Below are 25,870 nucleotides of genomic sequence, written 5' to 3'. Positions count from 1 at the left end.
TTATCCCTGCCCTGCTATCTGCGCCACCATCTGTGACAGCATGGCGGAGCAGGTCAACCACAGCGCCGCCAGCGCCACAATGCCAGCCGCCCAGCCGCACCAGTACATCCGCCGTCCGCTGCGCAGCCGGGAGGCACGAACCACCACCGCCGCCTCCTGGGTCATGCTGAACGGCGGGACCCGCGCGCCAAGCGCTTGCGCCACGTCCTCACGCCGTTCGTCATCCTCGGCGCGGTACTGTCCGACAAACCCCAGTTGCAAAGTACGATAGAAACAAGTCAGCACTGCCGCATCCGCCGTGGGCTCTCGCAGCAGCTGGCGGATCCGTTCCCAGAGCTCTTCCCCGGCGTTGAGAGTGCTGAAAAAGCGCGCCTGCAGCGGATCCTTGCGCCACCTGCGGTAGCCATCATCCTGACTGGCGCGGTTGAGGACGCTCTCATCGAGCAGCGCGCAGTAGGCATAGAGCATCTGCTCAGCGCTGGCTTCACTGACTCCCCCCGCCGTCAGCGCCTCGCGCGCCTCGGTCACCCATCGACAGGCCTGGCGATAGAGCGCCTCGCCATCCGTCACCGGCTGGCCGCAGCGTAACTGGCTGACCATCAGCCAGCCCGGGTAAAAAGTTTTGTTGATCAGATCGCTTTCAGAGGTATTCATGAGCGCAGTACCGCAAAGAGTTCAAGTTTCACGTCGCCAAGCGATTCCGGGGTATAGAAGGTGCAGTTGCCGGCCTCCAGCATCGCGCGGGCGGCATCGGTGGAGAGATCCAGAGCGAAATATTGGTTTTCCAGACGTAGCGGAATGGCCGCCGGCACATGGCTCAGCGGTTTGATCGCGATGCCGCTGAGGGCAATATTGACGACCTCGGCGACATCATCATGGCTACCCGCCTTACAGAGCTGCGGAAAGCGGCTCTGTAGCTGGTGAGGGGGGAGTGAAGAGCGCACCGACAGATAAAAATCCGCCCCCTCGCGCAGCCGCGCATCGTGCAGCCTGCCCCGCCAGATCTCCCGGTCGGCGCCCTGCTCCAGAACGATGGCGATCACCCTTGAGGGCAGGCTGACTTCGAGCAGCGTATCCAGCAGGGCAAACAGCGGTGGGAATACCTGCTCTGGCGAGGCATGCCGGTAGCGGGGGATTGCTTCCAGATGATGTTCAAGGGAGAAAGTCAGCAGACTGCCGGCCAGCCTGGCCAGTTCGCGATAAAGCAGCTCCGGATGGCGCGAGGGATCCAGATGCAGCTCGCTGAGCACCGGTTCAGCGCTGTTCAGCGCGTTGAGCAGCCAGAACAGGGAAACATCCGCCACGGCAAAATCAGCCATCCGCGCATTGCTTTCACGACGCATGGCCATCAGGCGTCTGCGTCGGGCCTGCAGGCGATGTAACAGCTCGCCCAGCTCGCTGACCAGCGTCGGGCTTGCCGCCAGCGACAGCAGCGGCGGGATGAATTCCGGGTCAACGATCCACTGCCCCTGGGCGTCGCGCACCAGACGCGCTACCGGGCAGGTGAGGAAGGCTGCATTTTCCTCGGTGGAGAGACGCAGCGTTAGCGCGTGCCGCAGAACGGCCAGCTCGCTGCGTTCATGGCCGGCCAGCTCCTGGACGGTCACCTGCTCGGCGCGCCAGCGGCGCGGGCGGGCGCTCTCCTGGCCGTCATCAAGATTGCCGCCGCTGGCGCTGAGCAGCGGCAGAGCGAGCATAACCTCCACGCTGTCCTGCATCACGTCCGATACATCGCGGACCGGTGGCAAAATATCCGCCAGCTCGGTGTCAATCAGCGTTCCGTCGGCGAAACGCACGATCAGCCGGGTAGCGTTGAGCCGGGAAAGGGTGAGCGCGCTCGCGTCAAACTCCGCGCGCAATACCCCCCACGGGTGGGCGAGCGCCATGCGGGAGACCGTATCGGCGACGTGCGCGTCCCAGCGGGCCTGTTGCTGAAACTGCTGCGGGACCAGAAAAGCCCCGTCGCGCCATAATGGGCGGAAAATCTTCATTGCACCTCCTGTGCCTTTCACTTTCATTGGTCTGCAGACAGGACCAAATGCCCGGACGGATATCCCTCATCCGCCGTGTGTTCGGCTGGATTTATTACCTGCCGCTTCAGGGAAAGGAAATATCTCCCCTGCCCGCGAGAGTTTCGAAGTCAGATGGTATTTTTTGGTCAAGGGATGTTTATCATAAAGCGAAAGAGTCAGGGGGAGGTAACGCCTGGCCCTAAATAATATCTGAATTCAACCCAAGGTAGCTTTATTGCTCTCGGTCATCACATGTAGAAGGAATATTCCATAAGCGACCCTTTTATTATTTTCCTGTTGAATATTAATTAGCGAATTAATCCCTCCGTCAGGAATATTTATATTTACCTTAAATATACATAATAATAAAAATATCACCGCAATCGATATACCCTCAGTAGCGCTGAGTCCAGAATCTCCCCCGGCAACTGCCAGATGCCCGGAGGAGTGCCCCGCCCCACCCGGCCATTGCCAGGCGCTGCATTACCCCGTATTTTGGTTTCCCGCTCCGCTGTGGGCGGGTATCAGGGCGAACGAGAGAGAGAAAATGAAACCGCTATTTGTCTATGGGACGCTCTGTCCCGGTCGCAGCAATGCGCATATTCTGGAGGCGATCGGGGGCGAGTGGCGTCCCGGCTACGTCACCGGCACCTTTTACGCGCGCGGCTGGGGCGCAGCCGCCGATTTCCCGGGGATCGTCCTCGACGCTCACGGCCCACGGGTCAACGGCTATCTGTTCCTGTCCGATCGGCTGGCGGCGCACTGGCCCATGCTGGACGACTTTGAGGAAGGGTACGATCGGGTGCCGGTGGAAGTGACCACCGACGATGGACAGCAGATCAGCGCCTGGATTTATCAGCTTCAGCCCCGGGGGTAATCCCCCGCCGCGCTGCGCGGCATGGTACAGCAGCCCAGCGCGATCGCGAGTCTGGCGTCGTTTCTGCCAATGCAGGTATACTTGCCAGATGTTTCCTCAGTTTCAGACACGCAGATGACAAAACTCACCTTACAAGAGCAGATGCTCAAAGCCGGCCTGGTCAGCAGCAAAAAAATGGCTAAAGTCCAGAGAACGGCGAAAAAATCCCGCGTTCAGGCCCGTGAGGCCCGGGAAGCGGTGGAAGAAAATAAAAAAGCCCAGCTGGAGCGTGATAAACAGCTTAGCGAGCAGCAAAAGCAGGCGGTGCTGGCGAAAGAGTATAAAGCCCAGGTGAAGCAGCTGATCGAGATGAACCGCATTACGGTCGCCCGGGGCGATATCGGCTTTAACTTTACCGATAATAATCTGATCAAAAAAATCATGGTCGACAAGCCCACCCAGACCCAGCTGATTAACGGCCGTCTGGCGATTGCCCGCCTGGCGGTGGATAACAAGCCCGAAGGTGAATATGCGATTATTCCGGCGGTAGTGGCTGAGAAAATTGCCCAGCGCGACGCCAGCAGCATCGTGTTGCACAGCGCCCTGAGTCAGGATGAGCAGGATGAAGACGATCCGTACGCCGACTTTAAGGTACCCGACGATCTGATGTGGTAACCCCGGGCTTTCCCGCCGCGGGCGATCAAAACGGGCTCGCCTGCTGGATATGCATCGGCTCATGGCTGACGGGGTGGACAAAGCGCAGTTCGCTGGCGTGCAGCATCAGCCGCGAAGCGCATTCCGTGCCGGGCAGCTCCCGGCCACCGTACAGATCGCAGCCAAGGATCGGATAGCCCAGCAGCTGGCAGTGAATACGCAGCTGATGGGTCCGTCCGGTCTCCGGGGTGAGCGTCACCCGGGTTAACGCCAGCGCCCTCTCGCCTTCTCGCGCCTGATACAGGCGGTCTATGACCCGATAGCGCGAACGCGCCGGTTTGCCGTGGCGGGCGCAGAGCGCCATGCGCGGGAAACGGGCCGGATCTTTGGCGATTGCCGCCTCCACTATCCCCTCATCTTCCGCCAGATGGCCGCACAACAGCGCCGTATAGACCTTGTCCACCGTGCGCTGGCTGAACTGCTGGCACAGCAAGGCGTTAATGCCCTTGTTGCGGGCGATCACCATCAGGCCGGAGGTGCCGAAGTCCAGGCGGTGCACCAGGGTGCAGCCCGGGAAGCGCTGTACCAGCCGGTGATGCACGGAGTCGAGGTTGCGCGGATCTTTGCCCGACAGGCTCAGCAGCCCGGCGGGCTTATTGATCAGCACCAGGTGTTCGTCCTGATACAAGAGGGTGATCTGTTCGCGGCACGGCGGCGCGACAAAGGTATCGATAATGGTGGACATCAGGCGGCCCGAAGAAGGAGTGGCTGGCGATAGTACCTCATTTTGCCCACCGGCACGATGCTGGCGCACAATCCGCCCTCGCGGCGGCGTCATTTATCACCCACACTTATCGCAAAGGCATGGCCTGTACAGGCAATGTGCTTTACACTGCGCGCTGCAAAATTTGTGTTAACCAACGAGTAATACGGTAATGGCGATGAACGGAACAATCACAACGTGGTTTAAAGATAAAGGTTTTGGATTTATCAAAGATGAAAACGGCGAAAATCGTTATTTTCACGTGATTAAGGTCGCCAATCCTGATCTTATCAAGAAAGACGCGGCGGTGACTTTCGAACCTACCACCAACAATAAAGGGCTGTCGGCCTACGCGGTGAAGGTCATTCCGGAAAGCAAATATATCTATATTGCCGGCGAGCGGTTGAAGCTGACCTCCATCAAATCCTATGTGGTGTACCGGGAGGAAGAGCCGGTCGAGACCCGCGTCGATAAAGAAAACGCCGTGCTGTCGGTCGGGCTGCTGATGAACAGCATCCGGCCAAAAGCCACGGTGCAGCCGGGAGAGATGCGCTCGGTGAAAAAGCTGGCGATCACCACCTTTCAGGGGACAACCCTGATCTTTTCGGAAGACGAAATCGATATCGATGCCACGGTAAAACTGCTTAAGGTGTAAGCCCTGGTGCGCGGTTTCCCGCGCGCCCGAAGTCCTGCCCGATATGCTACCCGCCATCGCCCCTCGCCGGACGGGGCGATGGCGCCAGACAGCCGATAAGGATGCCGCCATGCCCGTAAATTTTGACTTCAACGATCTCTACGCCTTTCGCGCCCTGATGGAATATGGCAGTTTTCGGCTGGCGGCCGAATCCATCTGCCTGTCGCAGTCGGCCCTTAGCCGACGCATCGAAAAGCTGGAGACGGCGCTGGGCAACCGGCTGTTCGATCGCACCACCCGGCGGGTGACCCTCACGCTGTATGGGCAAAATTTTGCCGAACGTTCGGAGCAGCTGCTGGCCCATGTCGAGACGGTGCTGGCGGATATCAGCCAGGTCAGCAAGGCGCGCACCGGGCTGGTGACGGTGGCGACAGTGCCTTCCGCCGCCTACTACTTTATGCCGGAAATCATCCGCAGCTTTCAGGCGCGTTATCCCCAGGTGCGCATCCGGTTGATTGACAGCAGCGTCGGGAATGTGATCGAGGCGGTCAGCAGCGGACAGGCTGACTTTGGCCTCTGCTTTGCCAAAAACCTGCCAGCCAGTATCGAATTCACCCCTCTTGCCGACGACCGCTATGTGGCCGCCTGTCGGCACGATCATCCGCTGGCGCGCAAGACGCACCTAAGCTGGCAGGCGTATTTTGAACAGGATTATATTGGCCTGGATCGGGTCTCCGGCAACCGGACGCTGCTTGACCGGGAGCTGGCGCATCTGACGCCGGCGCGGCCAAGTATCTGCGAAACCCGCCACGTCACCACGATGCTGGGGATGGTGGAAGCGGGCATCGGCATTGCCGCCGTGCCCGCGATGTCGATGCCCGCCGGGGAGCATTCCGTTCTCCGCGCTGTGCCGCTCACCGACCCGGTGGTCACGCGTACGGTAGGCCTGATCCGCCTCAGCGGCCGTATTCAGTCCTACGTGGCGGCAGAGCTGGAGAAGCTGATTATTGAACAGTATCCTTCTGGCTGACCGGCGCGGCGGCGGCTACGCTTCGCATACCGGTGGCGTGGATGGTCTCCTGCGCCGCCGGTGACGCCAGATACGTCAGCAGCGCCTTGCCTTCCTGCGGGTGGTCGGCGCTGATGGTCACCGCCCCGGCAAAGCGGGTGATGTACTGCAGGTTATCCGGCAGTTCGCCGACGAAGGTTACGCCGGGCACCGGCAGCAGTTCGCTCACCTGCTGAAAACCGATCGCATACCGTCCCTTGGCCACTTCCGAGGCCACCGGAATGCGCTCCACCATCTGCGCTTTACTCTGCATGGCGTCATCAATGCCCAGGGTGTGGAACAGCGTCGAGCTGACATAGCGTCCGCTGGCGCTGTCGGAGTACGCGACCGATGGCGCCGCCAGCAGCGTCGCCCGCAGCTGGTCTGCGCTGTGGATAGCCGGCAGCGGCGCCCCCGCCTTCACCACCACGCCGATCGGCGAGTCGGCCAGCTCCCGGCGCGAATCCGGTTGCGTACGGCCCGCTTTCTCGAGGCTGGTCAGCGCGTCCCCGACCATGATCACCACGTCCGCGTGTTCGCCGCGCGCCAGACGGTTAGGGATCGCCTGCGGCGTTTTTCCCATCGACGGGCCAGGGATCACCACGAGGTGGTTGCCGGTTTGTTTTTCCCACGCCGGGGCCAGCTTTTCCAGCGCCGCTTTGAAGCCGCCGGAGATCATCACGGTGACCTCAGCGGATAACGCGCTGCCGCCGGTGGCGGCCAGCAGCAGCGTGGCTAGCAGGGTTCCTGTCGTTTTACGCATCATCTTCTCCCTGATTAACGTGCCGTCTGCAGCGCAACGGCGCTACGGCGATAGAGGTAGCAAGTGGCCAGCAGGCCGCAAATGGCGGCAAAGCTCATCCAGTAGCCGGGAGACGCTTTATCACCGGTATACTCAATCAGCGCTGTGGAAATCACCGGCGTGAAGCCGCCAAACACCGCGGTCGCCAGGCTGTAGGCCAGCGAGAAACCTGCCACGCGCACTTCGGCGGGCATAATTTCGGTCAGCGCCGGGATCATCGCCCCGTTGTACATGCCGTAGATAAACGACAGCCACAGCAGCACGCTCAGCATCATCAAAAAGCTCGGGGCGTTCGCCAGCATGGTCAGCGCAGGCCAGGCGGTAGCCAGCGCCAGCAGGGTCATGGCGATCAGCACCGACCGGCGGCCAAAGCGGTCGGACAGCGCCCCGCCCACCGGCAGCCAGAAGAAGTTGGAAATCGCCACCAGCAGCGTGACCAGCAGGCTGTCAGAGGCGCTGAGCATCAGCACCTTTTTACCAAAGGTCGGGGCATAGACGGTGATCAGGTAGAACGCGGTGGTGGTCATCGCCACCATCATCATCCCGGCGATAACCACCTGCCAGTTCGCCAGCAGGGTGGCGAATACCTGGCGCATCGCCAGATGATGGCGGCGGGCAGTAAACTCCTGGGTCTCCTCCAGCTTACGGCGCAGGATAAAAATGAACGGAACAATCAGGCAGCCGAAAAGGAACGGAATACGCCAGCCCCAGTCGCTGATAGCGCTCGGCTCCAGTACCGCGTTGAGGGCAAAGCCCATCGCGGCTGCCACCATGATGGCAACCTGCTGACTGCCCGACTGCCAGCTGGTGTAAAAGCCTTTGCGGCCCGGGGTGGCGATCTCGGCCAGATAGACCGACACCCCGCCCAGCTCGGCGCCGGCGGAAAAGCCCTGCAGCAGACGGCCGATCAGCACCAGCAGCGGCGCCCACAGGCCAATGGTCTGATAAGAGGGGATCAGCACGATCAGGAAGGTGCCGGTGGCCATGATCGACAGGGTGACGATCAGCCCCTTGCGCCGCCCCACCTTGTCGATATAGGCGCCAAGTACGATAGCGCCGATGGGGCGCATCAAAAAGCCGGCGCCGAAGACCGCGAAGGTCATCATCAGCGAGGCGAATTCACTGCTCGCCGGAAAAAAGGTATGGGCGATGTAGGTGGCATAAAACCCGAACAGGAAAAAGTCGAACTGTTCGAGAAAGTTACCGGACGTGACGCGCAGAATGGCGCCGATCCGGTCACGGGTACTCATCTGTGAGGTTGTTGAATGCATGCAGGTCTCCAGTTTGTTATCCACGCGTTGTCGCGCGCCTGTCGCTGAAGACTGAAACAGAACCGGGAACGAAATAAGCGTAATAAACGCATCCACTAATGCATTTTACGCATGAATAACATTTAACTAATTAACTTTACTTTTACATACAATCATTTAACACACACCGTCCTAACCACGCCGCGGGTGACGGCGAAAAAGTCAGTTTTCCGTTTTGTGACCGGGGCCAGGATATGTCGCCGTGGGTTGAAGGCATAAAACCTGGCCTGGGGTAACGAAATACCCTGCCGGCTGGAAAGCGCGTCAGGAAGCGGTGGACTCCCCCACCAGCGTCTGCAACAGGGAGATAAGCCAGCGGGTAGCCTCGCGTTTCCCGCTGCGTTGGTGGGCGTAAATCTTGACGTCAAACGGCGGAACCGGAAACGGCAGCGGGAAAATGGTCAGCCGGGCGGCGCGGGCCATCGTCTCCGCCGCCCGCCGGGGCAGCGCCATCAACAGGTCGCTCTGCTCAATAATAAAGGGCGCGCTCAGCATCGAGGGGGTTTTCATCGCCACCTGCCGCGAATAGCCCTGTCGCTCCAGCTCACAGTCCAGCACCCCCTGCCGCTCATTCCACGGGGTCACCACCAGATGACGGGCCGCAAGGTAGGCGTCCAGGGTCAGCGCCGTCCGGTTGGCCTGGCTGATGACCACATATTCGTCCCGCAGCCAGTTAATCTCCTCAAGATCGGGATGGGCTGGCTCGTCAGGGGTATTGAACCCGAGGGCCAGGTCGACCTCGCCCGCCAGCAGCTCGGTCAGCGCCGGGCTGTGGGGCAGATAACGGAGCTCAAACCGCAGCCCGGGCGCCTCACGCTGCAGATGATGCATCAGCGTCGGAAAGACGCAGAACGCGGTGAAATCGGTGATCGCAATCTGCATGCAGTCGGTGCTGGCGGCCGGCACAAACGCCGCCGGCGGCGTCAGCTCCTGGTTGAGAAACTTCAGCGCCGAAGCGATAGAGGGCGCCAGCTGGCTGGCATAGACGCTGGGGCACATCCGGTGGCCTTCGCGGTAGAACAGCGGATCGTTGAGGGCGCTGCGCAGCCGGGAAAGCGCATGGCTCAGCGCCGAGGTGCTCATCGCCAGCTCTTCCGCCGCCAGGCGTACCGAGCGGGAGCGATAGACCGCGTCAAAGACCGGCAACAGGTTGAGGTCAATCCGGCGCAGGACAGGATGCATAATATTCATCGTTTGCTGATTTCATTGCACTTAATTCTTTTCACAATACCGCTTATCCTCAGGGTCAGCAATTTTGCTCTCTTTTGACTATGGATACAGGACACCCCATGAGCATCACAATCCGCCAGGCCACCCCGGACGACGCCACCGCTATCTACGACATGATTTATGAACTCGCGGTTTACGAGAAAGCCCCCGAAGAGGTAGTGACGACGCCAGAGGAGATCAGAGAGACACTGTTTGCCAGCGGCAGCAAAACCGAAGCGCTGATCTGCGAGGTGGCGGGCAAAGCGGTGGGCTACGCGGTGTTCTTCACCAGCTACTCCACCTGGCTTGGACGCAATGGTATCTATATGGAGGATCTGTACGTCACCCCCGACTATCGCGGGATCGGCGCCGGAAAAGCGCTGCTGAAAACCATCGCGCAATATGCTGTACAACGTCAGTGCGGGCGTCTGGAGTGGAGCGTGCTCGACTGGAACCAGCCGGCGATTGATTTCTATCTGAGCATTGGCGCGCAGCCGCAGGATGAGTGGGTGCGTTATCGCCTCACGGGAGATGCGCTGCGGGCCTTTGCGGAGTAAAGCGGCTCGCCAGCAGGTCGGCGCCAGGCGTCGACCTGCTGGCCGCGGATCAGGCTTCGACCGCGCTCTTCTGCAGCTGCGGACCGGCCAGCGCCAGACGCGCGCCCGCTTCGGTATCGCTGTACTGCTTGAAGTTATCCATAAACAGCTGAGCCAGGCTCTCGGCCTTCTCCTGCCATTTATCCGCTGAACTCCAGCCATTACGCGGATCCAGCACCGCGCTGTCTACCCCTGGAATGCTCTGCGGGATCGCAAGACCGAACACCGGGATGGTCTCCTCGCGCAGCGGGCCGGTAGTGCCGTTGAGGATCGCGCTAATGATGCTGCGGGTATCGCGCAGCGACAGGCGTTTGCCTTCGCCGTTCCAGCCGGTGTTGACCAGCCAGGCTTCGGCACCGGATTCCGCCATCTTCGCCGCCAGGACGCTGGCGTACTGGGTCGGGTGAAGCAGCAGGAACGCCGCGCCATAGCAGGCGGAGAAGGTCGGCGTCGGCTGGGTAATGCCGCGCTCGGTGCCCGCCAGCTTCGAAGTGAAACCCGACAGGAAATGGTACTGCATCTGCTCGGTGGTCAGACGGGAGACCGGCGGCAGGACGCCAAACGCATCGGCGGCAAGGAAAATCACCTTCGACGGATGGCCCGCGCGGGACACCGGCTTGACGATATTGTCGATATGCGACAGCGGATAGGAGACGCGGGTGTTTTCGGTTTTGCTGCCGTCGGCATAATCCACGCTGCCGTCAGCGCGCACCACCACGTTTTCCAGCAGCGCATTGCGGCGGATGGCGCCATAAATCTCCGGCTCCGCCTGCGGATCGAGATTGATGGTCTTAGCGTAGCAGCCGCCTTCGAAGTTAAACACGCCGTCATCGTCCCAGCCGTGCTCATCATCGCCGATCAGCTGACGATGCGGATCGGTCGACAGGGTGGTTTTCCCGGTCCCGGAGAGGCCGAAGAACAGCGCCACGTCCCCTGCTTCGCCACGGTTGGCCGAGCAGTGCATCGACGCGATGCCTTTCTGCGGCAGCAGGTAGTTCATGACCGAGAACAGCCCTTTCTTCATTTCGCCGCCGTACCAGGTACCGCCGATGAGCTGAATACGCTCGCTCAGATTAAAGGCGACAAAGTTCTCGGAGTTCATCCCCTGCGCCTGCCAGTTGGCATTGGTGCAGCCCGCGCCGTTGAGCACCACGAAGTCTGGCGTAAAGCTGGCCAGCTCGTCGGCGCTTGGCACGATGAACATGTTTTTGACAAAGTGGGCCTGCCACGCCACCTCGGTGACGAAGCGTACGCCAAGACGGGTGTCCGGGCTGGCGCCGCACCAGGCGTCGATGACGTACAGTTTTTTGCCGCTCAGCTGGCCCGCGACCAGGCTTTTCAGGCTGCGCCACACGTCTGGCGATAACGGTTTGTTGTCGTTGCGGCCGAGGCCGGAGTCTGCCCACCAGACGGTGTCGCGAGTCTGTTCGTCGCGGACGATGTATTTATCGCGCGGCGAACGGCCGGTGAAGATCCCGGTATCAACAGCCACAGCGCCAGAGTCGGTCATCACGCCGCGGGCCGCGCCGGTCAGCTCAGGAGAGGTTTCATGTGCAATAAGCAAATCGTAATCAGGGTTGTAATAGAATTCGCCGCTTGCATTAATCCCCAGCTCCTGCAGAGCCATTTTTACTGATTCAATTTGTTGTGACATGGAACTCCTGACAAACTATTTAAGGTAAGAGGCCTGGGTTATTCATTGCTTTCGTCATCGTCGCCGGCTATTTAATAAGATAAGTCCTGGACAATGAAATAAAGCAATAAATAACCGTGAGTCGCGATTTCATATCGTGCTCATGTAGGGTCGCCGATATGCATTCATAAATCTCAACTTTCCAAAAAATGTTAACACCTGTCGATAATTATGTTAATTGCATAGTTTCTATGCGCTATGCTAAAATTGCATAGCCTTTATTGCGTTTTTGAGGACTGGATCGGTGTTGGCAAATCTGGAAGTAAAATGGCTGTATGATGTGATTGCCCTTGAGGAGTCGCGCAGCTTTACCCTGGCGGCCAAAGCCCGCAACATCTCTCAGTCTTCGTTCAGCCGACGCATCCAGTCGCTGGAGGCCTCCCTCGGATTCAGCATCTTCGATCGTAGCGCCAACCCCCTGCAATTGACCAACCGCGGGAAAATTTTTGTCGGCTATGCGCGAAATATGCTCGATGACATGGATTTTCAGATCAGCCGTATTAAGGGTTTAAATAACACTACGCAAAAAATAAGAATCGACGCCGCCCCTTCGCTGTCGGTGTTATTACTGCCGGAGATCATCGCCGGTTACACCGACCGTAAAAATAAGACTTTTCATGTTGAATCGATTAACGTCAACGACGCCGTATTTAACCTGAAAGAGGGAAAAAGCGATTTTATCCTCTCCTTCTATAATGAAGAATTAATGAACTATCCGTTTATTAATCATAAAATTTTTGATTCTTACCTGCACCTGGTCTCCCCCTGCGACGAACATGGCCGCCCGCTGTTTCATTTACATCGCGGCGTGCTGCCGCTGATGAAATACGCCAACGACAGCTATATGGGGCGCCAGGTGAACCAGGTGATCGACCGCACGCCGGAGATCACCTTCTCTCTCACCTTTGTCTCTTCCATGAGCGAGCTGCTCAAGCGCATGATCCTCAATGGCGACGGCGTGGGCTGGCTGCCGCAGTACTCCATTCAGCGCGAGCTGGACGAAGGCCGGCTGACGATCCTCGATGAGAGCCTGTCGCTGCCGATCGGCGCCTGGCTCTACCGCTCCGGCTCGCGGCTTAACCAGGCCGCCGAACGTTTCTGGCAGCACATTAAAACCCGTAACGAACCGCGGGAATAACCCCCTCAGCCGCTGATCCCCAGATATGCCTTACGCACCTCCGGGTCGTTGAGCAGCGTCTGGCCGCTACCGCTCAGGCGGATCTGGCCGTTCACCATCACGTAGGCGCGGTCCGACAGATTGAGGGCATGGCGGGCATTCTGCTCCACCAGAAACAACGTCATCCCCTGAGCCGTCAGCTCGCGCAGGATCTGAAAAATCTGCTTCACCACCAGCGGCGCCAGCCCCAGGCTCGGCTCATCCAGCAGCAGCAGGCGCGGTCGGCTCATCAGCGCCCGGGCGATGGCCAGCATCTGCTGCTCGCCGCCGGAGAGGGTCATCGCCCGCTGTCCCCGCCGCTCTTCCAGCCGGGGGAACAGCTGGTACATTCGCGCCTTGTCCTCGGCCTGATAGCGGTTGCCAATGGCAATGGTCCCCATCAGCAGATTCTCCTCGACGGTCATATCGGGAAAGATGCGCCGCCCTTCCGGGGCCTGGGCGATGCCGTTGCTGGCGATAAAGTGGGTCGATTTCCGGCTGATCGCCTCCCCGCGATAGAAAATCTCCCCGCCGGCAATGCGCGGCTGGCCGAAGACCGACATCAGCAGCGTTGATTTACCGGCGCCGTTGGCGCCGATCAGCGCCACCGTCTCCCCCTCGTTGACGGTGAGGGAGACCTGCTTCAGGGCCTGGATCGGCCCGTAGAAGACATCCACCTCATTAAAGGCAAGCAAAGGCTGGCTCATCGGCGCGTCTCCTCTTCCTCAGCGCCTAGATAGGCGGCAATCACGCTGGCGTTGGCCTGGATCGCCTGCGGCGCGCCGCGGGCGATGACGTCCCCGTGATCGAGGACGATGATATGATCCGAAATCTCCATCACCATCCCCATATCATGCTCGATCAGTAGCACCGTGATGCCGTGCTGCTGGCGCAGAAAGCGAATAATCCGGCTCAGCGCCTGGGTTTCCACCGGGTTGAGGCCGGCGGCCGGCTCGTCCAGACAGATCATCTCCGGACGGGTGCACATGGCGCGGGCGATCTCCAGCCGCCGCTGCTGTCCGTAGGAGAGGGTCCCCGCCAGACGGTTGGCGCAGTCCACCATCTCCACCACCTCCAGCCAGTAAAAAGCGCGATCCAGCGCCTGACTCTCCGCCTGCCGATACCCACGGGTATTGAGGATCCCGGCCAGCAGATGGCGGTTGACCTGGGTATGCTGGGCCACCAGCAGGTTCTCGATCACCGACATCTCGCGGAATAAACGTATATTCTGGAAGGTGCGCGCCAGGCCAGCGCGGTTCACCAGATGGGTGCCACCGAACATCTTGTAATAGATCCGCCTCCCCAGCTGCGCCGGGTGGAGAAAATCGTCCGGGTGAAGCTTCTGCCCCAGCACCTGAATAACATCGGTGACCTTTTCCCGCGCCCGCAGCACGATACTGCCCCCCGTCGCCCGATAAAAACCGGTCAGGCAATTAAACACCGTGGTCTTGCCCGCGCCGTTGGGGCCGATCAGGGCGGTGATCGACCCCCGCTCCACCTCCAGATTGACATCATTCAGCGCTTTGATGCCGCCGAAATGCATCATCAGATGCTCAACGCGTAAGATGCTGTCGGTCATGGCGCGACTCCTTTTCGCAACGCAACCCCGCTGCGGCTGGTGCGCACCAGGCCGCGCGGCCGCCAGATCATCATCATCACCATCAGCACGCCGAACAGCAGCACCCGATATTCGTCAAAACCGCGCAGCAGCTCCGGGGTGACCGTCAGAACAAACGCCGCCAGTACCACTCCCAGGGTGGAGCCCATTCCCCCGAGCACCACAATCGCCAGGATCAGCGCCGACTCAAAAAAGGTGAACGACGTCGGGTTAACAAACCCCTGATAGCTGGCGAAGAACACCCCGGCGATGCCGGCCGTCGACGCGCCGAGCATAAACGCCGAGAGCTTCACCAGCACGTGGTTGAGCCCCATCGCCCGACAGGCGATCTCATCCTCGCGCAGCGCCTCCCAGGCGCGTCCGATGGGCATCCGCGTCAGGCGATGCTTCACCAGCAGCACCAGCATCACCACCAGGCACAGCACGGCGTAGAGAAAGATGAATTTCAGGTTGGGGTTGTAGCTGACGTGGAAAAACTCATGGATGGGGATGCCGCCATCCTTGGCCCGGCGGGTAAACTCGAGGCCAAACAGCGTGGGGGATGGCACCGGTACGCCGTTAGGGCCACCGGTGAAGCTCACCCAGTTGTTGAGCACCAGGCGGATAATTTCGCCAAAGCCGAGGGTGACGATGGCCAGATAGTCGCCATGCATACGCAGCACCGGAAAACCCAGCAACGCCCCGGCGAGAGCCGCCATCACCGCCCCCAGCGGCAGCATCGCCCAGAAGCCAAGTCCCAGGTACTGGTAGCCCAGCGCCAGGCCGTAGGCGCCGATGGCGTAAAACGCCACATAGCCCAGATCGAGCAGGCCCGCGAGGCCCACCACAATATTCAACCCCAGGCCAAGCAGAACGTAGATCAGCCCAAGAATGGCCACGGTCAGCAGATATTTTGTGGCGAGAAACGGAAAGACAATGGCCAGCCCCACCAGCAGCGGTATTATCCAGCGCAGCCGCGAGCGGTAGCCCGGCGGCCGGACGTACACCCCGTCATCCGCCCCCTCAAAGCGGGCAATAAAGGCTTTTCCCCTGTGGCTCTGCAGCAGCAGACTGAGCGCCAGCCTGCCGGCCATCACCACCGCCACCAGAATCGCCACCCGCGCAGGCGCGAGGGTAAAACCATACCCTTTGAGCACCACGCCGACGATCGGGCCAAAGACAATTAACGCGCAAAGGCCGGCCAGTACGCTGTCGATCAGCGCGTTTTGGATAGCCCGCGCAGGCTGGCGCGTAATTTCACCCATAAAGCCTCCTTAGACCTTGGCCACCAGCGGACGTCCCAGCAGCCCCTGCGGGCGAAAAATCAGGATCGCCACCAGCAGCGCAAAGGAAAAGACATCTTTGTAATCCGAATTCACCAGCCCGGCGAACTGGGCTTCGGCCACCCCAAGCAGCAGACCACCCAGCATCGCGCCAGGCAGCGAGCCGATCCCGCCCAGCACCGCGGCGGTGAAGGCTTTGATGCCGATAATAAATCCGATATAGAAGTCGAAGGTGCCGTAGTTCATGGTCACCAGCACGCCGGCCAGACCGGCCATCGCCGCGCCGATGACAAACACCAGGGAGATCACCCGGTCGGTATTGATGCCAAGGATCGCCGCCATGCGCCGGTCCTGCTGGGTGGCGCGGCAGATGCGCCCCAGCCGGGTATACTGAATAATCCAGGTCAGGATAAGCATCCCCACCAGCGCCGCGACGAGAATAAACACCTTGGTCCAGGTGATCTGCACTACCCCATCGCCCACCGTCATGCGCAACGCGCCGCTAAGCAGCGTCGGGATCCCCTGCTGGTTCGGCCCCTGGCTCAGCTGGACATAGTTCTGCAGGATCAGCGACATCCCGATAGCCGAGATCAGCGGCGCCAGCCGCGTCGAGTTGCGCAGCGGCCGGTAGGCGATGCGCTCGATCGCCCAGCCGTATACGCCGGTGACCACGATGGTGAACACCAGGGTGGCGAAAATCAGCAGCGGAAAGGAGTGGATCCCGAAGAAAGAGAGCAGCGCCAGGCCGATGGCGCACAGGTAGGCGGAGACCATATACACCTCGCCGTGGGCGAAGTTGATCATGCCGATGATCCCATACACCATGGTGTAGCCGATGGCGATTAAGCCGTACACCGCGCCCAGCGTCAGCCCATTGATCAGTTGTTGCAGAAAAAACGCCGTCATAGCCCCTCCAGCCGCCAGGCAGACGGCCGCCGGGTTCCGTTCCCGGTCAACCGCCGTCATGTGACAATTCGCAAGTCAAAAGGACAGAGCGTCCTCAGGTCGTGGCCGATCAGAGCTGGTGATATTTGCCCTTGTCGTCCCACTGATAGACCACGTAGTCGGACACCTTGAGGTCGCCTTTGCCATCCCAGGCTTTCTTGCCCATCACCGTCTCGACGTCGTGGCTCTTCAGCCAGTCGCTGGCTTTGGCGTTATCGGTACCGACGGCGTTCCAGGACGCGGCGATAGCCTGAATGGAGGCGTAGGCGTAGAGGGTATAACCTTCCGGCTCAAAGCCGCTGGCGCGGAACTTCTCGATCACCGCTTTGCCGTCCGGGAGGGTGCGCGGATCCTGACCAAAGGTCATCAGCACGCCGTTGGTGAACTGCGGCCCGCCGGCGGCCGTGACCAGCTCCTCGGTGACGATACAGTCGCCGGAGAAGAATTTGGCCTGCACCCCCTGCTCGCGCATCTGGCGCACCAGCGGGCCCGCTTCCGGATGGCAGCCGCCAAAGTAGACCACGTCCGGCTTGAGGGCGCCGATCTTGGTCACCAGGGCGTTAAAGTCTTTTTCACCGCGGGAAAGGCCTTCGTACAACACTTCTTTGGTACCCCGCTTCGCCAGCGCCGCGCGGGTGGCATCGGCCAGCCCCTGACCATAGGTGTCTTTATCGTGGATGACGGCGATTTTCTTCGCCTTCAGCACGTCCAGCATATAGTTGGCGGCGATCGCCCCCTGCTGATCGTCACGACCACACATGCGGAAGAGATCTTTCATGCCGCGCTCGGTGATCTGCGGGTTGGTCGAGCCGGGGGTAATGGTCAGGATCCCGGCTTCGTCATATACCTCGGAGGCCGGCATCGTTGAGGAAGAGCAAAAGTGCCCCACCACGGCGGAGACTTTCGCTTCATCCACCAGCCGGTTGGCCACCGCCACCGCCTGCTTCGGTTCGCACGCGTCATCCCCCTGCACCAGCACAATCTTTTCGCCTTTGATGCCGCCGGCGGCATTGATATCGGCCACCGCCTGCGAGGCTCCCTTCCAGTACTGGGCGCCGTAGGTGGCGTTGGGGCCGGTAAAGGGCCCGGCGACGCCGATCTTCACGTCTGCCTGGGCGTAAAAGGCCATGCTCATACAACCTGCTATCACAACATGAAGCGTCATTGTTTTCAGTTTCAAAGACATTCGGATATTCCTCAGCGATGTAAAGCCTGGCGTCATGGAATGACGCAGAAAATATCACTTACCGTGTGGTGCCGACGTTGGCGCAGCGCCAGGACGGCCAGGGTGGAAGAAGCAAAAATCCCGCCAGGAAGGAGTGGAACACCGGAGAACAGTCGCCCCAGTCGGTACGCACGCGACGGCAACCCGTGCCGCATCCGGCAAGGGCGCATTCCCTTTCAGGTCAGGAGATCGGTTGCCATCACGTGGCGAGCCGGACAACGCGGTATCCGTACCGGCCCGTGAGCTAAACATAGATGCAGTTAGCGGTCGCTGCGCGCCGGCGTGGTGCAAAAATGCGAATATGATCAACAGTGGTGATTATTTTGTTGCGGTAATGTGAAGATGATAACAGGAGAGCCCGTAAAGGCTCTCCTGTGACCCGGTGGCCGCTCAGAGTTGGCTGGTGAACGTTCGGGAGATCACATCCTGCTGCTGTTCGCGGGTCAGCGCGTTAAAGCGGACCGCATAGCCGGAGACGCGGATCGTCAGATTCGGATACTGCTCCGGGTGTTCTATCGCATCGAGCAGCTTTTCCCGGTTCAGCACATTGACGTTGAGATGCTGTCCCCCCTCCACCGTCTCCTCGTGGTGGAAGTAGCCGTCCAGCAGGCCCACCAGGTTGTTTTCCTGCGCTGACGGGGCTTTGCCGAGCGCCGCCGGCACGATGGAGAAGGTATACGAGATGCCATCTTTGGCGTAGGTAAACGGCAGTTTCGCCACCGAGGTCAGCGACGCCACCGCCCCTTTCCGGTCGCGGCCATGCATCGGATTGGCCCCCGGAGCGAACGGCGTCCCCGCCCGACGTCCGTCCGGGGTGTTGCCGGTTTTCTGGCCGTATACCACGTTGGAGGTGATGGTCAGGATCGACTGGGTCGGCACCGCCTGACGCCATGTGGGGAGCGCCTGAATTTTGCGCATAAAGCGCTCCACCAGGTCGCAGGCGATGGCATCAACCCGATCGTCGTTGTTGCCGTACTGCGGATAGTCGCCTTCAATGACAAAGTCCACCGCCAGCCCGTGGTGATCGCGCACCGGCTTCACCCGGGCGTACTTTATCGCCGACAACGAATCCGCTGCCACCGACAGGCCGGCGATGCCGCAGGCCATCGTGCGGTAGACGTCGCGGTCGTGCAGGGCCATCAGCGCCGCCTCGTAGCTGTACTTATCATGCATGCAATGGATGATGTTCAGCGCGCTGATGTACTGCACCGCCAGCCAGTCCATAAAGTGGTCGAGGCTGGCCATCACGGTGTCGTAGTCCAGCACCTCATCACGCAGAGGGTCGGTTTTCGGCCCCACCTGGATCTTCAGTTTCTCATCCACCCCGCCGTTAATCGCGTAGAGCAGCGTTTTGGCGAGATTGGCGCGGGCGCCGAAGAACTGCATCTGCTTGCCGATCACCATCGGGCTGACGCAGCAGGCGATGGCGTAGTCGTCGCTGTGAAAATCGCTGCGCATCAGATCGTCGTTCTCATACTGCAGCGACGAGGTGGCGATAGAGACCCGGGCGGCATATTTTTTAAACGCCGCCGGCAGCGCTTGCGACCAGAGCACGGTCAGGTTCGGCTCCGGCGCCGGGCCCATGGTGTGCAGAGTATGCAGATAGCGGAAGGTGGTTTTGCTGACCAGGGTGCGACCATCCAGCCCCATGCCGCCCAGCACCTCCGTCGCCCAGATGGGATCCCCGGAGAACAGCGAATCAAATTCCGGGGTGCGCAGGAAACGCACCATGCGGATCTTCATGATGAAGTGATCAATGAGCTCCTGGGCCTGCTCCTCATTCAATAAACCGGCGCGCAGATCGCGTTCGATATAGATGTCGAGGAAGGTGGCCGTGCGCCCCAGCGACATGGCGCCGCCGTTCTGCGACTTCACCGCCGCCAGGTAGGCGAAGTAGAGCCACTGCACCGCCTCCCGGGCAGTGCGCGCCGGGTGGGCGATATCGCAGCCGTAGCGGGCCGCCATCTCCTGCATCTGCAGCAGCGCGCGCCGCTGTTCGGCCAGCTCTTCGCGCAGGCGCAGGGTGGCCTCCAGCGCCTCGCCGCGCTCAAGGGCCGGCTGCAGGTCGGCAAACTGCAGCTCACGTTCGCGGACCAGATAGCGAATGCCGTACAGCGCCACGCGGCGGTAATCGCCGATGATCCGTCCGCGGCCATAGCCGTCCGGTAGCCCGGTCAGCACCCCGGATTTGCGGCAGCGCAGCATATCCGGGGAATAGACGTCAAAAACGCCCTGATTATGGGTCTTACGCAGCGCCGTAAACTGATACTCAAAGTCAGGATCCATTTCGCGACCATAGGCCTCGAAGGCGCTTTTGATCATCTTGATGCCGCCAAAAGGATGCAGGGCGCGCTTCAGCGGCTGGTCCGTTTGCAGGCCGACGATCTTTTCCAGCGGCTGGTTGATATAGCCCGCCGCGTGGGCGGTGATGGAGGTGGCGACATTGGTGTCGAAATCCACCGGCGCATGGGTGGCGTTCTCGACGCGGATCCCGGCCATCACCTGCTCCCAGAGGGCGGTGGTCGCTGGCGTCGCGTCGGCGAGGAAAGACTCATCGCCCTCGTAAGGGGTGTAGTTATGCTGAATAAAGTCGCGAACGTCGATCTGCGTTTGCCACGCCGTACCGCGAAAGCCCAGCCAGGCGTCAGCGTATCGTACATCCTGGGTATCGATATCTACTTTCATGAACATCGTCTCTCTACAGAATAAAAAGTCAGGCCAGCGCCGCCGCGGTGTGGATCCGGCCTAAGCGGATCGCATCGAGGGCAATCATGCGCTCTTCATTGGTAGGAATAACCGCGCAGCGCACCCGGCTGCCGTCGGCGGAGATCAGGCGCTCGCCGGCCGAATTGGGCTGCTGATTGCGGGCGGCGTCCATCGCAAGGCCAAAGACCGTCAGCCGCTCGCTCACCAGCCGACGGATCAGCACCGAGTTCTCGCCAATCCCGCCGGTGAAAATAATGCCGTCGAGACGCTGCAGCGCCGCGGCGTGGCCGGCAATATGGCGGGCGATACGATGGACAAAGGTTTTAATCGCCAGGCGGGCGCGGGCATGGCCCTCATGCCACGCCTGCTCCAGCACCCGCAGGTCGGAGGAAAGACCGGAGATCCCCAGCAGGCCGGAGGCGGTGTTGGCTACCCGCTCCAGGTCGCTGAGGGTCTGCCGGGTTTCCCCGGCAATCCACGCCATGGCGCCGAAGTCGACATCGCCGCTGCGGGTGCCCATCATCAGCCCCTCCAGCGGCGTCATCCCCATCGAGGTGTCCACGCTGCGGCCGTTACGCACCGCGCAGATCGAGGCGCCATTGCCCAGGTGGGCGATCACCAGGCCGCTCTCCTGCTCCGGCAACCCGAGCAGCGCCAGGGCGCGCCGGGACACATAGCGGTGCGAGGTGCCGTGGAAACCGTAGCGGCGTACCCCGAGATTCTGGTAATACTCCCACGGCAGACCATAGAGAAAAGCTTCCGGGGCCAGGGTCTGGTGAAAGCTGGTATCAAAGACCGCCACCTGCATCACCTCCGGGAACAGCCGCTGCGCCGAGGCGATGCCGCTGAGACTGGCGTAGTTATGCAGCGGGGCCAGGGACGATACCTGGCGAATGTTATTGATAACCTCCTCGCTAATAATGACCGACTCGGTGAACAGGTCGCCGCCGTGGGCGACGCGGTGGCCAATCAGGGCCACGCTGTCGATGAGGTCGCGTTGGGCTAATGCTCCGGCAATCGCCTGCAGGGCGCCTTCGTAGCCGCGCTGCGCCAGCGCCACCGGCTCGCCGCCGTTGAGCGAGAGAGACGCCCGTTCCGCGTTGATGCCCTCGGCCACGCCGTTGAGCAGGCAGTCGCAGCTGGCGGCGTCCAGGACGGAAAATTTGATTGACGACGAGCCGCAGTTAATCACCAGTACTACCGGAAATTCAGTCATGTTGTACTCCGCGTGGCCTGAGCCGGATTAGAACAGTTTGTAAACGATGTTGAGGATGGTCAGCAGACCAATGGCGGTCACAAAGAGGTTATCGAGACGGCCACGGTATTTGGCCAGCGAAGGCGCTTTACGAATGGCGTACATCGGCAGCAGGCACAGCAGCGAGGCGATAATCGGCGCGCCCATGGCCTCAATCAGGTCGAGGATATTGGGGTTAGCATAGGCCACCACCCAGGTCGAGCCCATGATGAACACCATGCTCAGGGTATTGAGCTTGCCGCTGGAGACCCGGGTTTTATCCCCTTTATAGCCAAAGCGCAGGATCAGACCGTTCAGCCCCTCGAGCGTGCCGAGATAGTGGCCGAAAAACGATTTGAAGATGGCCACCAGGGCGATGATCGACGCGCCATACTCCAGCAGGGTGGCAAAGGTGGATTTGGTGCCCGACATCGAGGCAAAGTGGTTCGCCAGATAGGAGAGCACCGGGATATTCTGCGCCTTGGCGTCCGCCATGTTCTGCGGTGAGAGGGTAAACAGGCAGCTGAAGGCGAAGAACATCACCACCGCCACCATCAGCATGCTGGCCCGGGAGATGATCTGGGAGCATTTGCGTTCGGTATACTCGCGGCCAAACTGCGCTTCATACTCTTCGCGTTTGGAGACCACAAACGAGGAGACGATCGGCGAGAAGTTGAAGGAGAACACCATGATGGAGATGCCCAGCCATACCGTCACCAGAATGCCGTCGTGACCGGTTAAGGCGATATCGCTGAGGTTGACCTGGTCAATCACCGCGCTATTCCAGTAGGGGATCAGGGACAGGGAGATCACCACCAGGCTGGCGATAAACGGCCACACCAGATAGCTCATCACCTTGACCATCAGGTCTTTACCAAACCAGATGACAAACGCCATCAGCAGCAGCAGGAGCAGCGCCACCACCCCGCGGTTGAGAGCCGGCATCTGCAGCTGGTTCTCCCAGAAAGTCATAAAGGTATTGGTGATCGTGACGCCATAAATCCACAGCAGTGGGCAGATGGCGAAGAAGTACAGAAAGGTGATCACCACCCCGCCGGTTTTGCCAAAATGCTCTTCCACCGTTTCGGTGATATTGCCGGAGGGGTTAGCCCCCGACAGGCATAGCCGGGCCAGGGCCCGATGGCAATAAAAGGCGATGGGATAGGCCAGCACCAGCATCACCAGGATCGGGATCAGCCCGCCGAAGCCGGCGCGGATCGGGAAAAACAGCACCCCGGCGCCGATAGCGGTGCCAAACAGGCCCAGGGTCCAGGTGGTGTCAGATTTACGCCAGGACGAAAGGCTTGTCTGGCTGGATGCAATGCTCTCAGTCGTACTCATATCCTGTCCTCACTTATGTATTGAATTAAGCGTCAACAAAACCGGTAATTTGCGATACCCGGGAGAGATCGATATTGCCCCCGGAAATCAGGCTGACCGTTTTGCGGTTCTGGATATAGCTGTCGAGTTTGCCGCTTAATAACGCGGCGCAGGCTAACGCCCCGGCCCCTTCGGTGATCACTTTATTGCGCTGAATTAAGGCGACCATGCTCTGGCGAATGTCGTCCTCACTCACCAGGACGATGTCATCCACCAGCTGGCGGGCGATTTCATAGGTCAGTTTCCCCGGGCGGGCGACGTCGCAACCATCGGCTAAGGTGCCGGCGTGGCGATGGCTGGTGATTTCCCCGGCATACCAGGAGGCGGCCATGCCGTGAACATTCTCCGACTGCACGCCGATAATGCGGATTGTCGGGTTAATGGATTTAATCGCAATCGCGATACCGGCAATTAAGCCGCCGCCGCCAATGGGCAAGATGACATTATCCACGTCATACAGATCTTCTAATATTTCGAGTCCAATCGTCCCCTGCCCGGCGATAACCTGCGGGTCGTCATAGGGGGGAATAAAAATGCGGCCCTCAAGTTCAACAATATCGCTGGCTTTGGCGAGGGTATCGTTAAAGTTATCGCCATGTAGCACCACTTCCGCCGAATAATCACAGGTGGCGGCAACTTTCGATTTCGGCGCCCCTTTCGGCATCACTACTTTCCCGTCAATGCCGAGCATGGCGCAGGAGAGCGAGACGCCCTGGGCGTGGTTGCCCGCTGAGCAGGCCACCACCCCTTTGCGTTTTTCCGCCGCGGTTAAACCGCACAGTTTATTAAAGGCGCCGCGAATTTTAAATGAACCCGTGCGCTGCATATTTTCGAATTTAAGAAATATTTCGCCCTGGCAGCGCTCGCTAAAATAATTCGAACGGGGCATGCCTGTTTTATATATTTTTCCCGCGAGGCGTTGTTTCGCTTCGAGAATATCGTCAATAGATACCGGAAGATCGTAGGTAATATGCATTATGGCCTCTGTATCTTAATATAAAGTCAATGACCGGGCGTCATCCTGCTGATAACAGCGAGGACGTGTGTTGGATTATTTAACGACTTTCAGTTACGCAATAATTTGTAATGGCTGCCAGTGGCGGTTGCCCTGCCCCGAGGAATAGTGTTTCGCCATCTCCACCAGCGACGCCGCGGCGGTTTTTAACCGGTAATTTTTCGACCATACCGCCGCATAGCGCGCCACCGGCAAGGCCTCTTTAATGGGGATGGTGACAAACTGGCTCGAGCCAAACGGCGTGGTCATGTCGCAGGGGATCACCGTCAGAAAATCGGCATTGAGCACCAGGTTATAGATCGTCACCACCGAATCGGTATTAACGATATTTTCACGGCGGATACCGCTGCGCTGCAGGGTGGTCAGCAGTTCGCTGTAGTAGCCCATATTGGTCTCCGGCAGCACCCACTGCTCGTGCTGGAGCGAGGCCAGGCGGACGGTGCCGTTGCCGATCCGCGCCCGGTTCGCCACCAGCACAAACTCAGACTCAAACAGCGGCTCGACGTGCAGGTCCTGCAGTTTCATCTCATCGCTCAGCGTCCCGATGGCGAAGTCGAGGCGCCCGTCGCGGATTGCCGGCAAAAAGGCGGAGAGCTGCGCCTCATACATCGAGACCCGCGCCTTGGGGAAAGTCATTTTAAACTGATGCACCATCTCCGACATAAAGGTAAACCCGACCAGCGAAGGGAAACCAAAGGAGACATCCACCACCGCGCTGTTGGTCAGAGCATTCATTTCATTGACCATATTTTTCATTTCACGGGTGATCGCTTCTGACCAGTTGAGAAATACCTGCCCGGCCTCGGTGAGCGAGACGCCGGTATTTCGCCGGACGATTAATTCGCTGCCAAAATAACTCTCCATGTCGCCAATAATTTTACTGACCGCCGGCTGAGTGAGTCCTAACGCTTTTGCTCCGGCCCCGATTGACCCGCTGCGGATCACTTCCTGGAAAACTACCAGATGCTGTGTTTTAGGCAGAGAAAAAGTATTCATCACGTCTCACTTTCATTCCTTTGTTGACGGCGGAAAGTGTAACAAATCGCAATTGCCGGGTTATGTGAGAGCTCTCACAAAGGCTCCGCCGCGGCGGATAAGCAGGATCCACGAGCCAGAATAAGTAAAGTAAAATCAATATATTAAAAGCATCATGAACGCTATTTGCGCGCCTTTTGCCGTGGCCGAATGCGGGGATAAAAATAATTGATGGCGATAACATCGACGGCGAAATGGCGATAAAAAATACGCCTTTTGTACGTTATTCGACCCGCGCTATCAGGGTGAGAAGAAAGCCGAAAATTAAATTAATGCTGTAAAGAATAAAAAGCAGACGTAATAAACGCCATTATTTAACGACAAGCCGGTCGGGCATCACATTTTATCCCCGGCGGTTGGGGAAAATGCACGGTCATTATTTACACCAAAGAAACATTAAATTCACAATTTTTCTTTTGGGTCGCGATAGGCAGCGATCTTTTTTCCGCCATAGCGCAGTTGGTCATACTTTGATTAAAATCAACCCTGGTAATTTATCTTTTACGACGGCCATTGGAGAGTCATTTGTGTTGCCGATCACAAATCCATAAAACAACGACCCGGCCTATCGTGAAGAGATGATCCCGCGGCTGCGCCAGCAGCTTAACGAGCAGCTGATGAGCGACCAGCTGGCTGTCGACCTGCTCTCTTCCTATCTGCGAATGGATCTCAGCGCCCAGCCGTGGGACCAGCCGCTATAGCCCGCCCCGGCGCAGA

27 protein-coding genes are annotated in these 25,870 nt (G+C 59.5%); 9 read left to right on the top strand and 18 right to left on the bottom strand.

The genetic code is table 11. The features are described from left to right. The 3 genes from tssL to IB144_RS10275 form a co-directional block, all read right to left on the bottom strand. Complete coding sequence (gene tssL / locus IB144_RS10285) at positions 1 to 654, bottom strand: type VI secretion system protein TssL, short form (protein WP_065888592.1); 654 nt, start codon at positions 652 to 654, stop codon at positions 1 to 3. Next, positions 651 to 1,991 carry a type VI secretion system baseplate subunit TssK gene (gene tssK / locus IB144_RS10280; RefSeq protein WP_004175497.1) on the bottom strand — a complete coding sequence of 447 codons (1,341 nt, stop codon included), beginning with the start codon at positions 1,989 to 1,991 and terminating at the stop codon, positions 651 to 653. Before tssK ends, tssL begins: the two co-directional genes overlap by 4 nt. A gap of 237 nt (positions 1,992 to 2,228) precedes the next feature. Beyond that, complete coding sequence (locus IB144_RS10275; protein WP_306173921.1) at positions 2,229 to 2,447, bottom strand: hypothetical protein; 219 nt, start codon at positions 2,445 to 2,447, stop codon at positions 2,229 to 2,231. Between the two features lie 112 nt (positions 2,448 to 2,559). Between IB144_RS10275 and IB144_RS10270 the strand changes: the two genes are divergently transcribed. Continuing rightward, complete coding sequence (locus tag IB144_RS10270; RefSeq protein ID WP_002910650.1) at positions 2,560 to 2,889, top strand: gamma-glutamylcyclotransferase family protein; 330 nt, start codon at positions 2,560 to 2,562, stop codon at positions 2,887 to 2,889. Positions 2,890 to 3,003: 114 nt separating this feature from the next. Further along, entirely contained in the window at positions 3,004 to 3,543 is a 540-nt protein-coding gene (locus tag IB144_RS10265) for a DUF2058 domain-containing protein (protein WP_002910652.1), read from the top strand. A gap of 25 nt (positions 3,544 to 3,568) precedes the next feature. On the opposite strand, the gene IB144_RS10260 is transcribed toward IB144_RS10265, so the two are convergent. Then, positions 3,569 to 4,267 (bottom strand): RluA family pseudouridine synthase, encoded by a 699-nt coding sequence (locus IB144_RS10260; RefSeq protein ID WP_019724838.1) that lies wholly within the window; start codon positions 4,265 to 4,267, stop codon positions 3,569 to 3,571. 190 nt (positions 4,268 to 4,457) lie between these two features. Here IB144_RS10260 and IB144_RS10255 point away from each other — a divergent pair, with 190 nt between their 5' ends. Both IB144_RS10255 and IB144_RS10250 read left to right on the top strand, forming a co-directional pair. Next, entirely contained in the window at positions 4,458 to 4,940 is a 483-nt protein-coding gene (locus tag IB144_RS10255; RefSeq protein WP_002910657.1) for a cold shock domain-containing protein, read from the top strand. Positions 4,941 to 5,049: 109 nt separating this feature from the next. After that, positions 5,050 to 5,949 (top strand): LysR family transcriptional regulator, encoded by a 900-nt coding sequence (locus IB144_RS10250; protein ID WP_004152315.1) that lies wholly within the window; start codon positions 5,050 to 5,052, stop codon positions 5,947 to 5,949. On the opposite strand, the gene IB144_RS10245 is transcribed toward IB144_RS10250, so the two are convergent. The 3 genes from IB144_RS10245 to IB144_RS10235 all read right to left on the bottom strand — a co-directional run bounded on the left by IB144_RS10245 (position 5,924) and on the right by IB144_RS10235 (position 9,270). Further along, positions 5,924 to 6,733 carry a substrate-binding domain-containing protein gene (locus IB144_RS10245; protein WP_004899032.1) on the bottom strand — a complete coding sequence of 270 codons (810 nt, stop codon included), beginning with the start codon at positions 6,731 to 6,733 and terminating at the stop codon, positions 5,924 to 5,926. The two genes, IB144_RS10250 and IB144_RS10245, sit on opposite strands and share 26 nt — an antisense overlap. Before the next feature lie 11 nt (positions 6,734 to 6,744). Next, positions 6,745 to 8,040 (bottom strand): MFS transporter, encoded by a 1,296-nt coding sequence (locus IB144_RS10240; RefSeq protein WP_004175494.1) that lies wholly within the window; start codon positions 8,038 to 8,040, stop codon positions 6,745 to 6,747. A gap of 303 nt (positions 8,041 to 8,343) precedes the next feature. Then, positions 8,344 to 9,270 carry a LysR family transcriptional regulator gene (locus IB144_RS10235; protein WP_002910715.1) on the bottom strand — a complete coding sequence of 309 codons (927 nt, stop codon included), beginning with the start codon at positions 9,268 to 9,270 and terminating at the stop codon, positions 8,344 to 8,346. 98 nt (positions 9,271 to 9,368) lie between these two features. On the opposite strand from IB144_RS10235, the gene IB144_RS10230 reads away from it, so the two are divergent. Next, positions 9,369 to 9,845, top strand: coding sequence for a GNAT family N-acetyltransferase (locus IB144_RS10230; protein WP_002910717.1), 477 nt, complete (start codon positions 9,369 to 9,371; stop codon positions 9,843 to 9,845). Between the two features lie 49 nt (positions 9,846 to 9,894). Here the strand turns inward: IB144_RS10230 and pckA are convergent, their stop codons facing one another. After that, complete coding sequence (gene pckA, locus IB144_RS10225) at positions 9,895 to 11,538, bottom strand: phosphoenolpyruvate carboxykinase (ATP) (RefSeq protein WP_004180410.1); 1,644 nt, start codon at positions 11,536 to 11,538, stop codon at positions 9,895 to 9,897. 283 nt (positions 11,539 to 11,821) lie between these two features. On the opposite strand from pckA, the gene IB144_RS10220 reads away from it, so the two are divergent. Then, positions 11,822 to 12,715 (top strand): LysR substrate-binding domain-containing protein, encoded by an 894-nt coding sequence (locus tag IB144_RS10220; RefSeq protein WP_002910720.1) that lies wholly within the window; start codon positions 11,822 to 11,824, stop codon positions 12,713 to 12,715. Between the two features lie 5 nt (positions 12,716 to 12,720). Here IB144_RS10220 and IB144_RS10215 read toward each other — a convergent pair whose 3' ends face one another. From IB144_RS10215 to IB144_RS10195, 5 genes are all read right to left on the bottom strand, one after another. Then, entirely contained in the window at positions 12,721 to 13,440 is a 720-nt protein-coding gene (locus IB144_RS10215) for an ABC transporter ATP-binding protein (protein ID WP_004175491.1), read from the bottom strand. Beyond that, complete coding sequence (locus IB144_RS10210; RefSeq protein WP_004148803.1) at positions 13,437 to 14,312, bottom strand: ATP-binding cassette domain-containing protein; 876 nt, start codon at positions 14,310 to 14,312, stop codon at positions 13,437 to 13,439. Before IB144_RS10210 ends, IB144_RS10215 begins: the two co-directional genes overlap by 4 nt. After that, entirely contained in the window at positions 14,309 to 15,595 is a 1,287-nt protein-coding gene (livM, locus tag IB144_RS10205; RefSeq protein ID WP_004148804.1) for a high-affinity branched-chain amino acid ABC transporter permease LivM, read from the bottom strand. The genes IB144_RS10210 and livM overlap by 4 nt, the downstream gene beginning before the upstream one ends. Positions 15,596 to 15,604: 9 nt before the next feature. Continuing rightward, positions 15,605 to 16,519 carry a branched-chain amino acid ABC transporter permease gene (locus tag IB144_RS10200; RefSeq protein WP_004175489.1) on the bottom strand — a complete coding sequence of 305 codons (915 nt, stop codon included), beginning with the start codon at positions 16,517 to 16,519 and terminating at the stop codon, positions 15,605 to 15,607. A 109-nt stretch (positions 16,520 to 16,628) separates the two neighbouring features. Then, the gene (locus tag IB144_RS10195) at positions 16,629 to 17,687 is read right to left on the bottom strand and encodes a branched-chain amino acid ABC transporter substrate-binding protein (protein ID WP_026008343.1); all 1,059 of its coding nucleotides are present in this window, start codon (positions 17,685 to 17,687) and stop codon (positions 16,629 to 16,631) included. A gap of 289 nt (positions 17,688 to 17,976) precedes the next feature. Between IB144_RS10195 and IB144_RS10190 the strand changes: the two genes are divergently transcribed. Further along, positions 17,977 to 18,123 (top strand): hypothetical protein, encoded by a 147-nt coding sequence (locus IB144_RS10190; RefSeq protein ID WP_004225356.1) that lies wholly within the window; start codon positions 17,977 to 17,979, stop codon positions 18,121 to 18,123. 50 nt (positions 18,124 to 18,173) lie between these two features. On the opposite strand, the gene pflB is transcribed toward IB144_RS10190, so the two are convergent. The 5 genes from pflB to tdcA all read right to left on the bottom strand — a co-directional run bounded on the left by pflB (position 18,174) and on the right by tdcA (position 25,114). Continuing rightward, complete coding sequence (gene pflB / locus IB144_RS10185) at positions 18,174 to 20,468, bottom strand: formate C-acetyltransferase (RefSeq protein WP_004175487.1); 2,295 nt, start codon at positions 20,466 to 20,468, stop codon at positions 18,174 to 18,176. 28 nt (positions 20,469 to 20,496) lie between these two features. Further along, positions 20,497 to 21,705, bottom strand: coding sequence for a propionate kinase (gene tdcD, locus IB144_RS10180; protein WP_029602072.1), 1,209 nt, complete (start codon positions 21,703 to 21,705; stop codon positions 20,497 to 20,499). 27 nt (positions 21,706 to 21,732) lie between these two features. Then, the gene (tdcC, locus tag IB144_RS10175) at positions 21,733 to 23,064 is read right to left on the bottom strand and encodes a threonine/serine transporter TdcC (RefSeq protein ID WP_004200322.1); all 1,332 of its coding nucleotides are present in this window, start codon (positions 23,062 to 23,064) and stop codon (positions 21,733 to 21,735) included. A 25-nt stretch (positions 23,065 to 23,089) separates the two neighbouring features. Beyond that, entirely contained in the window at positions 23,090 to 24,079 is a 990-nt protein-coding gene (gene tdcB, locus IB144_RS10170; RefSeq protein WP_032441318.1) for a bifunctional threonine ammonia-lyase/L-serine ammonia-lyase TdcB, read from the bottom strand. Between the two features lie 93 nt (positions 24,080 to 24,172). Further along, positions 24,173 to 25,114, bottom strand: a complete 942-nt coding sequence (gene tdcA / locus IB144_RS10165; RefSeq protein ID WP_002910764.1) for a transcriptional regulator TdcA — start codon at positions 25,112 to 25,114, stop codon at positions 24,173 to 24,175. Between the two features lie 176 nt (positions 25,115 to 25,290). On the opposite strand from tdcA, the gene IB144_RS10160 reads away from it, so the two are divergent. Together IB144_RS10160 and IB144_RS10155 are read left to right on the top strand one after the other, a co-directional pair. Then, a complete protein-coding gene (locus IB144_RS10160; protein ID WP_004219597.1) occupies positions 25,291 to 25,434 on the top strand; it encodes a hypothetical protein in 144 nt (47 codons plus the stop codon). A gap of 297 nt (positions 25,435 to 25,731) precedes the next feature. Continuing rightward, complete coding sequence (locus IB144_RS10155; protein WP_004145488.1) at positions 25,732 to 25,854, top strand: nitrilotriacetate monooxygenase; 123 nt, start codon at positions 25,732 to 25,734, stop codon at positions 25,852 to 25,854. Positions 25,855 to 25,870: the final 16 nt, after the last annotated feature.

This window comes from Klebsiella sp. K4 (assembly GCF_014596785.2).
Taxonomy (GTDB): domain Bacteria; phylum Pseudomonadota; class Gammaproteobacteria; order Enterobacterales; family Enterobacteriaceae; genus Klebsiella; species Klebsiella pneumoniae.
This window is presented reverse-complemented; position numbering and strand designations above follow the sequence as displayed.